Source organism: Pediococcus pentosaceus ATCC 25745 (assembly GCF_000014505.1).
GTDB lineage: Bacteria > Bacillota > Bacilli > Lactobacillales > Lactobacillaceae > Pediococcus > Pediococcus pentosaceus.
Genome location: NC_008525.1, coordinates 1,088,343 through 1,103,631, shown reverse-complemented (window position 1 = coordinate 1,103,631; position 15,289 = coordinate 1,088,343). Strand labels below are relative to the sequence as shown.

10 protein-coding genes are annotated in these 15,289 nt (G+C 36.6%); 9 read left to right on the top strand and 1 reads right to left on the bottom strand.

The features are described from left to right. Positions 1-66 precede the first annotated feature (66 nt). The 7 genes from glyQ to clpB all read left to right on the top strand — a co-directional run bounded on the left by glyQ (position 67) and on the right by clpB (position 10,495). On the top strand, positions 67-966 hold the full coding sequence (gene glyQ, locus PEPE_RS05320) for a glycine--tRNA ligase subunit alpha (RefSeq protein ID WP_011673492.1): 900 nt from the start codon (positions 67-69) through the stop codon (positions 964-966). Beyond that, a complete protein-coding gene (glyS, locus tag PEPE_RS05315) occupies positions 966-3,038 on the top strand; it encodes a glycine--tRNA ligase subunit beta (RefSeq protein ID WP_011673491.1) in 2,073 nt (690 codons plus the stop codon). Before glyQ ends, glyS begins: the two co-directional genes overlap by 1 nt. Positions 3,039-3,289: 251 nt before the next feature. Continuing rightward, positions 3,290-5,152 carry a DNA primase gene (gene dnaG / locus PEPE_RS05310; RefSeq protein ID WP_011673490.1) on the top strand — a complete coding sequence of 621 codons (1,863 nt, stop codon included), beginning with the start codon at positions 3,290-3,292 and terminating at the stop codon, positions 5,150-5,152. 17 nt (positions 5,153-5,169) lie between these two features. Then, positions 5,170-6,309, top strand: coding sequence for an RNA polymerase sigma factor RpoD (gene rpoD, locus PEPE_RS05305; protein WP_002833405.1), 1,140 nt, complete (start codon positions 5,170-5,172; stop codon positions 6,307-6,309). Positions 6,310-6,404: 95 nt separating this feature from the next. Beyond that, complete coding sequence (locus PEPE_RS05300; protein ID WP_011673489.1) at positions 6,405-7,103, top strand: tRNA (adenine(22)-N(1))-methyltransferase; 699 nt, start codon at positions 6,405-6,407, stop codon at positions 7,101-7,103. Further along, the gene (locus tag PEPE_RS05295; protein ID WP_011673488.1) at positions 7,093-7,884 is read left to right on the top strand and encodes a Nif3-like dinuclear metal center hexameric protein; all 792 of its coding nucleotides are present in this window, start codon (positions 7,093-7,095) and stop codon (positions 7,882-7,884) included. Before PEPE_RS05300 ends, PEPE_RS05295 begins: the two co-directional genes overlap by 11 nt. A gap of 19 nt (positions 7,885-7,903) precedes the next feature. Continuing rightward, the gene (gene clpB, locus PEPE_RS05290; protein WP_011673487.1) at positions 7,904-10,495 is read left to right on the top strand and encodes an ATP-dependent chaperone ClpB; all 2,592 of its coding nucleotides are present in this window, start codon (positions 7,904-7,906) and stop codon (positions 10,493-10,495) included. Positions 10,496-10,539: 44 nt separating this feature from the next. Here clpB and PEPE_RS09130 read toward each other — a convergent pair whose 3' ends face one another. After that, a complete protein-coding gene (locus PEPE_RS09130; protein WP_002833401.1) occupies positions 10,540-10,713 on the bottom strand; it encodes a YjzD family protein in 174 nt (57 codons plus the stop codon). Between the two features lie 126 nt (positions 10,714-10,839). On the opposite strand from PEPE_RS09130, the gene dnaE reads away from it, so the two are divergent. Then, positions 10,840-14,163 carry a DNA polymerase III subunit alpha gene (gene dnaE / locus PEPE_RS05280; protein WP_011673486.1) on the top strand — a complete coding sequence of 1,108 codons (3,324 nt, stop codon included), beginning with the start codon at positions 10,840-10,842 and terminating at the stop codon, positions 14,161-14,163. 122 nt (positions 14,164-14,285) lie between these two features. Next, on the top strand, positions 14,286-15,254 hold the full coding sequence (pfkA, locus tag PEPE_RS05275; RefSeq protein WP_002833399.1) for a 6-phosphofructokinase: 969 nt from the start codon (positions 14,286-14,288) through the stop codon (positions 15,252-15,254). Positions 15,255-15,289 lie beyond the last annotated feature (35 nt).

Sequence of the window (15,289 nt, the reverse complement as noted above, 5' to 3'; positions counted from 1 at the left end):
TACGTAGTGTATTTTTAGTACACTGCGTAGGGATTTTTTTGTCCGCTAAATTAAAAGGAGGAACTTATGAATAAGAAACTTTCAGTCCAAGAAATTATTTTAACATTACAAAAATATTGGGCAGAACAAGGATGTATGCTCATGGAAGCATATGATACAGAAAAGGGTGCCGGGACAATGAGCCCATACACATTTTTACGAGCAATTGGTCCAGAACCTTGGAATGCTGCTTATGTTGAACCATCACGTCGTCCAGCGGACGGACGTTATGGAGAAAACCCTAACCGTTTATACCAACATCACCAATTCCAAGTAGTAATGAAACCTTCTCCTGAAAACATCCAAGAGCTTTATTTAGGTAGCTTAAAAGCCCTTGGAATTGATCCATTGGAACATGATATCCGCTTCGTTGAAGATAACTGGGAAAATCCCTCAATGGGTTGTGCCGGTGTTGGTTGGGAAGTTTGGCTTGACGGAATGGAAGTTACTCAATTTACATATTTCCAACAAGTTGGTGGTTTAGAAGTAAATCCTGTAACTAGTGAAGTTACCTATGGATTGGAACGTTTGTCATCATACATTCAAGACGTGGAATCGGTTTTCGATCTAGAATGGGGTAACGGAGTTTCATATGGTGATATTTTCAGAGAACCTGAATTTGAACATTCAAAATATTCATTTGAAGAATCTAACCAAGCAATGCTGGAAAAAATGTTTAACGATTTTGAAGCTGAAGCTAATCGTTTAATTGAAGAAGGTCTAGTACATCCAGCCTATGATTACATTCTAAAATGTAGCCATACCTTCAATTTATTAGATGCTCGAGGAACAGTTTCAGTTACAGAACGTGCTGGTTTCTTATCCCGTATTCGTAATATGGCTCGTAAGGTAGCACGGGCATTTGTGGAAGAACGTGAAAAATTAGGATTCCCATTATTAAAAAATAACGAAGAGGAGGCAAAATAATGGCACATAATTATTTACTAGAAATTGGATTGGAAGAAATTCCGGCCCATGTTGTAACTCCAAGTATCAAACAGTTAGTACAAAAAGTAACAGCCTTCTTAAAAGAAAATCGCTTAACATACGACTCAATTGATCATTTTTCAACTCCTCGTCGTTTGGCAATTCGAATCAATGGGTTAGGCGACCAACAACCTGATATTGAAGAAGATGCTAAAGGCCCTGCTCGTAAAATTGCTCAAGATGCTGATGGAAATTGGACTAAGGCTGCAATTGGCTTTACACGTGGACAAGGTCTTACGGTTGACGATATTACTTTTAAAACAATCAAAGGTACGGACTATGTGTACGTCCATAAGTTAATCAAAGGAAAGATGACTAAGGAAATCCTTACGGGATTAAAAGAAGTTGTTGAATCAATTAATTTCCCAACAATGATGAAGTGGGCTAACTTTGATTTTAAATATGTACGCCCAATTCGTTGGCTGGTTTCTATTCTAGATGAAGAAGTCCTTCCTTTTAGTATCTTAGACGTAACTGCGGGACGCCGAACAGAAGGACATCGTTTCTTAGGTGAAGCTGTCGAACTGGCTAATGCTGAAGAATATGAAGCAAAATTACACGATCAATTTGTGATTGTTGATGCCGACGAGCGTAAACAATTAATTTCAAACCAAATTAAAGCAATTGCTGAAAGCAATCGTTGGAACGTTACCCCTAACCCAGGTCTTTTAGAAGAGGTTAACAATTTGGTTGAGTGGCCAACCGCTTTTAATGGGGGATTTGATGAAAAGTATTTAGCTATTCCAGAAGAGGTATTGATAACATCAATGCGTGACCACCAACGCTTCTTCTTTGTCCGCGACCAAGCTGGAAAGCTATTGCCAAACTTCATCTCCGTACGAAATGGGAATGAAGAATTTATTGAAAATGTTGTTCGTGGAAATGAAAAAGTTTTAACTGCACGTTTAGAAGACGCTGCTTTCTTCTACGAAGAAGATCAAAAACATGATATTAATTATTATGTTGACCGACTTAAAAAGGTTAGTTTCCATGATAAGATTGGTTCAATGTACGAAAAACTGCAACGAGTTAATTCTATTGCTAAAGTTATTGGAAACACCTTAAATCTTAATCAAACGGAACTTGATGATATCGATCGCGCTACAATGATTTATAAATTTGATTTGGTAACTGGTATGGTTGGTGAGTTCTCAGAATTACAAGGAGTAATGGGTGAAAAATATGCTCAACTTAATGGTGAAAACCAAGCAGTAGCCCAAGCCATTCGCGAACATTACATGCCAAATAGCGCAGAAGGTGATTTGCCTGAAAGTGTAACGGGCGCGGTAGTCGCATTAGCTGATAAGTTTGATAACATCTTTAGTTTTTTCTCAGCTGGTATGATTCCAAGTGGTTCAAACGATCCATATGCATTACGCCGACATGCATATGGAATTGTTAGAATCTTAAATAGCCGTGATTGGCAATTAGATTTAAATCAATTCAAATCACAAGTTAAGACTGAATTAGCGGAGAATGGCACAGCGTTTGGTGTGGATGTCGATCAAAACTTTGACCAAGTACTTAACTTCTTTAATGACCGTATTAAACAATTGCTTGATCATCAAAAGATTAGTCATGATATCGTTGAAACGGTGCTTACAGGTAATAATCATGATGTTACGGAAATTATCGAAGCTGCCCAAGTACTAGCAGATGCTAAAGCGAGCTCTACATTTAAAGATGATATTGAAGCTTTAACACGAGTTCAAAGAATTGCTACAAAGAATGAAGAAAGTGGAGAACTTAATGTAGATCCACAATTATTTAATAATGCTTCTGAAGGCGAACTTTTTGATCAAATTATTAAAATTGAAGCTGCAAATAATTTGACAATGAGCCAACTATTTGCTAAATTATGCGAGTTAACTCCTGCGATTAGCAAGTACTTTGACGCAACGATGGTCATGGACAAAGACGAAAATATTAAGCGTAATCGTTTGAATATGATGAGTCGGTTAGCTAATTTAATTCTAAAAATTGGGGACCTAACTAACGTACTTGTAAAATAAAAATGTTTTTATAAGGATGATTTGGATCTGCTTAAAGTTAATAAATAAATAAAACAAGCCATTTAGTCTAACGAGATTAAATGGCTTGTTTCTTCCTATATCTAAATTAAGTAATAAAAATGATACAGCAGCAAATTAAAATGTACAGACTTGACAAAAGTGTTAAAAACAAGGGCGTTTTAATTGATTCTATTGCTCGACTGCTGTATCATACTAACGTATGAGTTTATCTTGCGAAAGCTGGTGAGAGTATGGCTGGAATGATTCCAGAAGATGTAATTGATGATGTTAGAACATCTGTTGACATCGCTGATGTTGTTGGTAGATATGTCCAGTTAAGAAAGGCGGGTAAAAACCTATTTGGTGTTTGTCCATTTCATGATGAGAAGACACCGTCTTTTTCGGTTTCGGAGAGTAAACAAATTTTTCATTGTTTTAGTTGCGGACGCGGTGGAAATGTTTTTAAATTTTTGATGGATTTAGAGAATCTTAGTTTCCCTGAGTCAGTTCGTAGAGTAGCGGAATTTGGCAATATTCCGTTAGATCAGAGTTATTTCAAGTCAACTAAAAAGTCGTCGTATACGTCTGAACAAAGTGCATTGATTGATTTATATGAGAAAGCTTCTGAGCTATTTAGTCATATTCTATTGAACACCAAATTAGGTGAAGATGCATTACAGTATTTGAAAAAACGAGGAATGACCGAGGATGATATCAAGAATTTTGATATTGGATTTGCCGCCCCGGAAGACAATCTCCTGCTAAGTTTTTTTAAAGAACATAAGATTGACCAACATTTAATGGCTGAATCAGGATTGTTTATTGAATCCGAAAATCAAACATTAAGAGATCGATTTTTTAACCGTATTATTTTTCCGATTAAAGATACAAATGGAAAAATCGTTGCATTTTCGGGCCGTAGTTTGGTTAAGGATAAGAACCATCCTAAATATTTAAATAGCCCTGAAACAAGCATTTTTAATAAAGGAAAGGTGCTTTACAATTTTTCTCAAGCTCGTTCAGAAATTATCCAACAGAAAACAGTCATATTATATGAAGGTTTTATGGATGTCATTGCTGCTCATCGAGCGGCTGTAAAGAATGGAATTGCGACGATGGGAACCAGTTTGACTGAGGATCATATTAATGCTATCAAGCGGGTGGCTGATCGCGTAATAATCTGTTTTGATGGGGATGCGCCTGGACAAAAGGCAATTGCTAGAGCAATTGAGTTATTGAGGCAATCTAGTGATTTACAAATTAGTGTGGTTTTTATTCCTGATAATTTAGATCCGGATGAGTATGTGAATCAAAGAGGGACAGCTGCATTTCAAAATTTGATGCAGCAGACTGGAGAATCAAGTACTTCATTTCTTTTGAAATATGATCGAACCGGTCTAAATCTAGCTAATGAAAATGATCAATTAGAATACTTAAAACGAGCTTTAAAACGAATTAGTAGTCTGAAAGATGCCCTAGAACAAGATTTGTATTTAAATCAATTATCAGATGAATTTAAGATTGATAAGCGTGATTTAAAAGACCAGTTAAGAGAAAGTGTAGCAGATCGAATCGCGCATGCACCCAAACAGTTTGAATTGGAAGCGTCGATGCCTCCACCTCCACCGGAGGCAATGGGAGATCAACCCGTATTCAATCAAAATATTCAAAAAAAGTTATCTAAGATAGATATTTCGGAATATCGTTTGCTAGCTCGTGCATTAAATAATCATGATGTTTGGCTAAAATTACAGAGCCTACCCAATTTTTATTTTCCAAATGAAAAGCTTGAAACAATTTATGTCTTGGCTAGTGGATATTTAGAAAAAAATCATGAATATAATGTTGCAGATTTTATGGATTATCTTAAAGAAGATGAGCTACAAGCAGTCGTTGCTGATATTGAATCAATTAACCTAAGCCCTGAATTTACTGAAGAAGAAATTCAAGATTATCTTAGCGTGATTGAAAATTTTGCTCCTTTAAGTGAACAAATTTCAAATGTTAAATTGGATTTAGATGAAGCTACTAGATTAGGTAACAAAGAATTACAACAACAACTAACTTTAAAACTTATCGCGCTATATCAAAAACAACAACAGCTTCAAAAATAATAGGGGGATCAGCATAAATGGCAAACAAAAAAACTGAAACAAAAAAGAAAAAGAGTGAAAGTATCATTTCTTCACCTGAGTTTAAAAAAGCTGTCAATCAAATCATTAAAGCTCGTAAGAGTGAAAAGAAAGTTAAATATACACAATTAACTAAAGATTTGATTACTAAGTTTAAATTAACTGACGAAGATGTTGATGATCTTATTCAACGCATTGAAGATGCTGGAATTAGTGTTGTCGATGAAAATGGTGATCCAAGTGAAAAAGCTTTGAAAGCTCAAGAAATTTCTAAGGAAGAATTAGATGATACAAAGGCTCCTGCTGGAGTAAAAATTAATGACCCAGTTCGTATGTACCTTAAGGAAATTGGTCGTGTATCACTTCTTACTGCTGATCAAGAAGTCGAATTAGCTTTAAGAATTGAAAAGGGTGATCCCCGTGCCCGTCAAGAATTAGCAGAAGCTAACCTTCGTTTGGTAGTATCAATTGCTAAACGTTATGTGGGTCGTGGAATGCAATTCCTTGATTTAATTCAAGAAGGTAACATGGGCTTGATGAAAGCTGTTGAAAAATTTGACTACCAAAAAGGATTTAAATTTTCTACGTATGCTACATGGTGGATTCGACAAGCCATTACACGTGCGATTGCCGATCAAGCGCGTACAATTCGAATTCCTGTTCACATGGTGGAAACCATCAATAAATTGATTCGAATTCAACGTCAATTGCTCCAAGATTTAGGTCGTGAACCAATGCCTGAAGAAATTGGTGCTGAAATGGATATGCCATCTGATAAAGTTCGTGAAATTCTAAAAATTGCTCAAGAACCAGTTTCATTAGAAACACCAATTGGTGAAGAAGATGACTCACATCTTGGTGATTTCATTGAAGATCAAGAAGCAACTAGTCCTGCTGACCATGCTGCATACGAATTGCTAAAGGAACAACTTGAAGGTGTTCTCGATACGCTAACTGATCGTGAAGAAAACGTGCTACGTTTGCGCTTTGGATTAGATGATGGACGTACTAGAACTCTTGAAGAAGTTGGTAAAGTATTTGGAGTTACAAGAGAACGTATTCGTCAAATTGAAGCGAAAGCTTTACGTAAACTCCGCCATCCATCAAGATCAAAACAACTAAAAGATTTTCTAGATTAGTTAACCCAAGAGGTTCCGTGCAGGTCGTAGATTTGTGCAGGACCTTTTTTTGAAAGATATAACTATAATTACGAAAGATAGTAGGGGTTTATTTTATGAATTCGAATAATTTGTCACCAAGACTAAAAATAGTTGCTAGTTTAGTACCACAAGGTTCAAGAATTGCGGATATTGGATCGGATCATGCGTATCTAGCGATTAATTTAATTAAAAATAAGATTGCTAACCATGCAATAGCCGGAGAAGTCGCTCCTGGACCGCTCTCTAATTCGAAAGAAGAAATCGAAAAGAATGGAGTAGTTGATCAAATTGAAGCACGTTTAGGTGATGGATTAGCTGTTATTCAAGATACCGACACCGTCGATGTGATTTGTATTGCTGGAATGGGTGGCCAATTAATTCGAAAAATTTTAAATGACGGAAAAACAAAATTAAATGGGGTTAAGAAATTAATTCTTCAACCCAATGTCGGAGAGTTGGAATTAAGAGAATGGTTAATTAGTAATAATTTCAAAATTACCCATGAAGATATCGTGGCGGAGGACCATCACTTGTACGAAATTATCATGGCGGAACCTGGACAGATGACTTTATCCGAGAAAGAGCAAATGTTTGGACCAATTTTAATGAAAAGTCATAATGAGGTGTATACACGTAAGTGGCAGCGCGAATTAAACCGGTTGAGAAAAATTGAAGTAAATCTAAATGCTCATCCTAGCCATGGACAAGCTAAACTAGACCAAGTTACTAAGCAAATTAGCGATATTGAGGAGATGTTTTCACATGTTAGCTAAAAAATTAATTGACCGTTTTGAAAGCTTCGCGCCTAAAACCATTGCTTTTACTAATGATCCTGTGGGTTTACAAATCGGAAATGTTAATAACGATATTAAACGAGTAATGGTGACTTTAGATGTTCGACCTGAAGTGGTTGACGAAGCAATTAAACAAAATTGTGATATGATTTTTTCGCACCACCCCTTGATTTTTCGACCTATTAAAAATTTAGATTTAAGCAACCCGCAAAATCAAATGTACGCTAAATTAATCCAAAATTCGATTTTGGTTTATTCAGCTCATACAAATTTGGACGTTGCTAAAGGTGGCATGAATGATTGGTTGACGGAAGCAATGGGGTTAAATCATGTCCAAACGGTGTATTCTAACCATTACGATACCAATATTGGTCGCATCGGAGTCTTACCAACTCCTGTAACTGTTGAAAAATTTGCTAAAACCTTGAAAAAAACTTTTAACTTAGATGGGTTGCGCTTAGTAACAAGTGACAATGAAGCTATGGTAAAAAACGTTGCAGTTGTAGGTGGTGATGGTGGTAAATTTTATCCTGAAATGCTCAAAGCGGGAGCAGACGTGTTTGTAACCGGTGATGTTTATTATCATACAGGACATGATATGTTAGCGGATGGCATTAATGTAGTCGATGTAGGTCATAACGTCGAAAAAATATGTATTCCTAAGTTAGCTTCTTTATTCAACGAATGGAAGGCTAATAATGATTGGGAAGTTGAAATTATAGAATCGACGGTTAATACCAATCCTTATCAATTTATCTAAAAATTGGGAGGCGATTTAAATGAATCCAGAGAAAATGACTACGGCACTTCAAGAAGCAATTAGCGAAGCACAGCAGATTGCTGTAAATCGTCAACATCAAGAAATTGGTGTGCCAGAATTATTTAAATTTTTAACACAACCAGACCAACTGGTCGGGACACTATTAACAGACTTAAAGATTGATAACAACCTTGTCCAAACCGAGTTAGACCAAGAACTTGAACAAATTAGCGTGGTTAGTGGTAGCCAGGTTAGTTACGGTCAATCGATTTCAGCAGAACTAAATCAATTATTAGTTCAAGCAGAACAACAGCGTAAAAAATTACAGGATGAGTATGTTGCAATTGATACTATTTTAATTGCTTTATTTAATTTAGATCAGAATCAGTTTAAAAAATTCCTGAATCAACAAGGTCTAACTCAAAAACAGGTTTTAGCCAAAGTAGATGAATTTCGTGGGGGTGAAAGAGTGACATCAAAGGAACAAGAAAGTGGATATAAAGCGCTAGAAAAATATGGGACAGATTTAGTTAAAAGGGCCCACAGTGAAAACCCAGATCCAGTTATTGGACGTGATGAAGAAATTTTAGAAGTTATTCGAATTTTATCGCGAAAAACAAAAAATAATCCAGTACTAATTGGTGAACCTGGTGTAGGAAAAACAGCCATTGTAGAAGGTCTAGCGCAAAGAATTGCTAAAGGTGATGTTCCTAGCAATTTAGTTGATAAAACCATTGTTTCTCTAGATATGGGCTCATTAATTGCCGGGGCTAAATATCGAGGCGATTTTGAAGAACGACTTAAAGCAGTTTTGAAGGAAGTATCAAAGTCAGATGGTCAAATTATCTTATTCATTGATGAAATTCACACGATTGTAGGAGCGGGTAAGACTGAAGGTAGTATGGATGCTGGAAATCTTTTGAAACCTATGCTAGCTCGTGGTGAACTCCATTTGATTGGTGCAACAACATTAGATGAATACCGCGAAAACATTGAAAAAGACAAGGCACTTGAGCGCCGTTTCCAACGGGTGCTGGTTAAGGAGCCTAGCATTGAGGATACTATCAGTATTTTAAGAGGTTTAAAGGAACGCTTTGAAATTCATCATGGCGTTCGTATCCATGATAATGCTCTTGTGGCAGCCGCTAAACTTTCTAGTCGTTATATTACGGATCGTTATTTACCAGATAAGGCGATTGATTTAATCGATGAAGCATCTGCAAAAATTAAAGTGGAAATGAATTCCAATCCTACTGAACTCGATCAGGTCAAACGACAGTTGATGCGTTTGCAGGTTGAAGAACGAGCACTTAAAAATGAAAGTGATGCAGAGTCAGTTAAACGTTTAAAGGACTTACAGAAAGAATTATCTGAAACCAAAGAAGAAAAAGTTAAGCTGGAATCACGTTGGTCAGCCCAAAAAGAAGAAATTAAAAAGATCAGTGATAAGAAGAATGAATTAGATAAGGCCAAGCATGACTTACAAGAAGCTGAAAGTTCTTATGATCTCGATCAAGCGGCTATTTTACAACATGGGACCATTCCAGCTTTGGAAAAAGAATTGGAACAATTAGAAAATCAATCCGAAAGTGATCATGGGGATTGGTTGGTAGAAGAATCCGTTACAGATAAAGAAATTGCCCAAACTATTAGTCAAATGACAGGCATTCCAGTTGCACGGTTGGTGGAAGGTGAACGAGAAAAACTGCTACATTTAGCTGATAAATTACACAATCGAGTAATTGGTCAAGATGAAGCCGTTCAATCCGTTTCAGATGCGGTTTTACGTTCCCGTGCGGGACTCCAGGATCCTAATCGTCCGATTGGTTCATTTCTCTTCCTTGGTCCGACAGGGGTTGGTAAGACAGAATTGTCTAAAGCTTTAGCAGAAGCGTTATTTGATTCGGAAGATAATATGGTCCGAATCGATATGTCTGAATACATGGAAAAAGAATCGGTTTCCCGTTTGGTTGGAGCTGCTCCAGGATATATTGGTTACGAAGAGGGAGGCCAATTAACCGAAGCGGTCCGGCGAAACCCATATTCCATTGTTCTATTTGATGAAATTGAAAAAGCACATCCAGAAGTGTTCAATATTCTTTTACAAGTTCTAGATGATGGTCGTTTAACAGATGGACAAGGACGTACGGTTAACTTTAGAAATACAATTTTAATTATGACTTCTAACTTAGGTTCAGATTTATTATTGAAGAATCAATCAGAAAACAAGATTGATGATAATATCCGTAACCAAGTTCAAGATGTTTTGCATGGATACTTTAGACCAGAATTTTTAAATCGGATTGATGATATCATTATGTTTACTCCATTAAGTAAACAAGATGTACGCCAAATTGTGATTAAATTAATTCATAATTTATCTATGCGTTTGAGCGACCAAGAAATAAGTTTAAGTATTTCGGATGATGCACAAGATTATATTGTTGAACAGGCATATGATCCAGCGTTTGGTGCTCGACCATTGCGCCGCTACATTACTAAAAATGTTGAAACTCCTTTGGCAAAAGAAATTATTAGTGGGCGTGTCCGTCCTAATTCAACAGTCAATATCGATGTTTTGAATGATCAATTGGTTTTCCAGAATAAATAAAAAAAGGATGCTCTCTTTGGTAAAAATACCAAAGATTTGCATCCTTATTTTTTAGGTTTTGAAATTAGTGGGATCATGTTAGAAGTGATAAGAGCTACTACAGCTGCCACGATACCAATTTCTAATGGTGTATATGGAAGGGCATCAAGTTGTCCTCCGATATAGCCAATAACTTCACCAAAGATAAATGCCCAAAAAATAACTACGATTTGTTTCATTTCGTTTGGCCCCTTTCTGAACAACAGTAATTTTAGCACAATTACGTGGGGAAATAAATTAAACTCTATATTTTTGGAGAAGGGGAATTTATTTAGTATAATTATAAAAAACAGGAGGGGATAAGAATGGCTTTCGTGCCACTGCAAGTATTAAGTTCTTACAGTTTGTTATCTAGCCCGATTAAAATTGACGACTTAATTGCTACGGCGAAAAATCGTGGATATCAAGCGATGACCCTCACCGATCATAATACAATGTATGGAACAGTTGAATTTTATCAAGCTTGTATTAAAAACAATTTAAAGCCCATCGTGGGTTTAACGCTTTGGTTAGATAGCACGACAGGAATTGACAATCAATTTGCGCTAGTTTTAATAGCTAAGAGTGTTAAAGGTTACCGTAATTTAATGCAGATTAGTTCGGCCAAGATGACGAGTAGTACACCAAAATTTGTTTTTGATGATATTAAAGATTTGCTAGATGATTTAATCATGATTGTTCCAGCACAAAGATCAGAAATGATTGAATTGTTGGAGCGAGGGCTATCCGGTGATGCAACCGAGCTTTTAGAAAATTATCGTCAAGTTGTTGGTGATGAAGATCTTTATCTAGGAATTAATTTAAAGCAAACTAATATTATGCGTCAAACCTTGATGCAAATTGCCGAAAAACACAGTCTTGGTTGTTTGCCCTTACCGAGCGTGGAGTATTTAAATAGTGAAGACCATTTTGCAACTCAAGTTTTGAAGGATATTGCCTCGGGGGAAGTTATTAAGCATCCTGAAATCCTAGCAAAGGACCAAGGTAATAATTGGTTAAAACCGCGAGATGTATTTGAAAAAGAGTATCGGGATGCTGGATTGAGTGAATTATTAGACCAGCTAGATGCGCTAACTAGCCAAATCGAGCTAAAAATTCCGTTTGTCCAGCCCAAATTACCAAAATTTCCCACGCCAGCTAATCAATCGGCTATTCAATATTTAAAGGAATTATGCTTTCAACAGTTAGAAAAAAGTAAAAATGCTCAAAATTTGCAATATCAGCAAAGATTGGATCGAGAGCTTAATGTCATTGAATCCATGGGTTTTGCGGACTACTTCTTAATTGTTCACGATGTGGTCCAATTTGCTCATCAAAATCACATCTTGACTGGACCGGGACGTGGTTCAGCTGCAGGCTCGTTAGTAGCTTATTTACTCAGGATTACTAGTGTGGATCCAATTGAATATGGACTGCTATTTGAACGTTTCTTAAATCCAGAACGTGCCCAAATGCCAGATATCGATTTAGATATTCCAGATGATAAAAGAGAATTGATGCTCAAATATGTCCATGATAAATATGGACATCAACATGTGGGACAAATTATCACATTTGGTACTTTAGCAGCTAAGCAAGCCATTCGCGATGTTGCCCGTGTTTTTGGGGAAATGCCGAATAAAATTAATCAAATAAGCGCATTAATTCCTAGTGAACTAAATATCACATTGGAGCGTGCTTTAGAAAATTCAAGTAAGTTACAAGAGTTTATAAGAACTTCCGAAAAAAATCGATTTATGTTTGAAACGGCGCGGCGCTTAGAAGGATTGCCACGTCATTACTCTACGCATGCAGCGGGAATTGTTTTAAGTGAAAATAATTTAACTGAAACCACTCCTGTTCAGGATGGAAATGAAGGAATGCTGATGAGTCAGTATTCCAAGAATTATGTTGAGCGGGTAGGGTTGTTAAAAATGGACTTTTTAGGTTTAAGAAATTTGTCATTAATGGCTAATATTTTAGATCAAGTCCATCAACTTAAACCCGATTTTGACATCGAGAACATTAATTTAAATGATACAAAGACTTTAGAACTTTTCCAACGAGGCGATACCAGTGGCATTTTTCAATTTGAATCGGCTGGTATTCGGAATGTATTGAGAAAAGTGAAACCTGATCGATTTGGTTTAGTAGTTGCGGTAAATGCGCTTTATCGTCCAGGACCAATGGAAAATATTGATCGATTTGTAAAACGAAAAGAACATCGCGAACACTATTCTTTTCCTAATGACGTTTTATCGGAAATCTTAGGTGAAACTTTCGGTATCTTAGTGTACCAAGAACAGGTTATGGAAGTTGCTTCAGCAATGGGGGGCCTGAGTTTGGGACAGGCCGATTTGTTGCGGAGAGCGATGAGTAAGAAAAAACATGATGTAATTGAACAAATGCGGACGAATTTTATTGATGGAGCATTGCAAAAGGGATATAACGCCAAGTTAACCCAACAAGTTTATAGTTATATCGAAAATTTTGCTAATTATGGTTTTAATAAGTCACATGCCGTAGCTTATAGCAAGCTAGCTTTTCAGCTGGCTTATTTAAAAACGTACTTTCCAGGACCTTTTTATACAGCCTTACTTAATTCAGTTATTGGTGGTGAGGCTAAAACTAAAGAATACATTCAAGAATTGAATCGTTTAGGGATTAAAGTTAAAGCACCGGATATTAATTTGAGCCAACTACAATATGCATTTTATCAACAACAAATTATCATGGGTTTTCTATCCATTAAAGGATTAAGGCGAGATTTCATCCGTAATTTGATTGAAGAACGTCAAAGTAATGGAGAATTTAAATCAGTTGACAGTCTTTTACGTCGAATGCGGGATAAGGGTATTACAGAAGAAATTATTGAAAAACTAATCTTTTCGGGAACTCTAGATTCCTTTGGATATAACCGAGCGGAATTAGGTGACTTTTTACCTGAATTGTTGAAAGGTATTGCTTTTAGCGGGCAAAATGTGGATCTTTTTGAAAAGTTAATGCCTACGATTAAACATCGACCGGATATGGATTTGGATGAAAAGCTGGATTGGGAAGAAGAATTATTAGGAACTTACATTTCCGCGCATCCAGTTGAACGCTATGCAAACTTGATTGAACAAAATGGGTTTAAAAAAATCGATGAATTTAGTGATGAAGCTCAAGTGACTACGATTGTATATATAAGAAGTATTCGGACCATCAGAACTAAAAAAGGAGAGTCAATGGCCTTTGCGAATATCACGGACCCTACTGGAGAAAGCGAAGCAGTTATCTTTCCAAGGATATACCAGCATGCTAAAATTTTGAGAAACAAACGAGTCCTACAATTACGAGGCAAGGTTGAGAAAAGAAACGACGGTTTACAATTAATTGTTAATGAAATTACCGCCCCTCAAACCAAACAGGTCCAAGCAGCAATTTGGAAATTAGAAGTGCCTAGCCGAAATAATTCATCAGAATTCCAAACCAAACTATTTGATATTTTCAGAAAATATCATGGAAAAGTTCCAGTTATTTTAGTTTATGAGGATACTAATGAACATAATGAGTTGTCTGAAAAATTTTATTTAAATGACAGTTCTGAAGTAAAAGAGCAATTAGCAGAATTGCTAGGAAGTCAACATATTTCGTTAATTAAAAAATAAATTTTGAATAAAGCACTTACATTCGATTAATTAAGAAAATGGTACAGACAACTGTTTTCAAAAGTGATAAAATCAACAATGAAGTTTTGAAAAAACTCAATATTTCTGTTTGAGGTGAAAAGATGAAACGTATTGGTATCATGACAAGTGGTGGGGATGCTCCAGGGATGAACTTGGCTATCCGCGCCGTTGCAAGAAAGGCCCTAAGCTCTGGTCTTGAAGCTTACGGAATTAACTACGGGTTTGCCGGTCTAGTTGCTGGTGATATCCACGAATTCAAGGCAGCAGATTTAGACGATATGGTTTCACAAGGTGGAACGATGCTTTATTCAGCTCGTTATCCTGAATTTGCACAAGAAGAAAGCCAATTGAAAGGTATTGAACAACTTAAGAAGTTCGGTATCGATGCATTGGTTGTTATCGGAGGAGACGGTTCATATCATGGTGCTCTTCGTTTGACAGAACATGGATACAACACCATTGGTCTTCCAGGAACAATCGATAATGATATTCCTTTCACTGACTTCACTATTGGTTTTGATACAGCGTTAAACACTGCAGTTGACGCGATTGATAAAATTCGCGATACTGCTAAGAGTCATCAACGGGTCTTTGCTGTCCAAGTTATGGGCCGCAATGCTGCTGATATTGCTCTTTGGGCTGGTGTTGCTTCAGGAGCAGATGCGGTTATCGCACCTGGTTTTGATTATGACGTTGAAGCAATTGCCAACAAGTTGAAAAAGAACCGTGCAAACGGTAAGGACTACGGCATTATTGTCATCGCTGAAGGTGATGCTAATTCAGATGCAGCTCCTGAATTCATTGACCAGCTTAAGCAATACGGCGATTTTGATGCACGTGCTACTGTAATTGGACATGTCCAACGTGGTGGTGTTCCAAGTGCTAAAGATCGCGTTTTAGCAAGTAAGATGGGTGCTTACGCTGTTGAGCTACTCCTTGAAGGTAAGGGTGGTTTAGCAGTTGGAATCTTAGAAAATAAGGTTCAAGCTCATAACATGCTTGACTTGTTTGATGCAAAACATCAAGCAGATGATTCACTTTACCAATTAAGTGAAGATTTATCATTCTAGAGTTCTATTAATATTTGGATAAAATGACTTAAGAA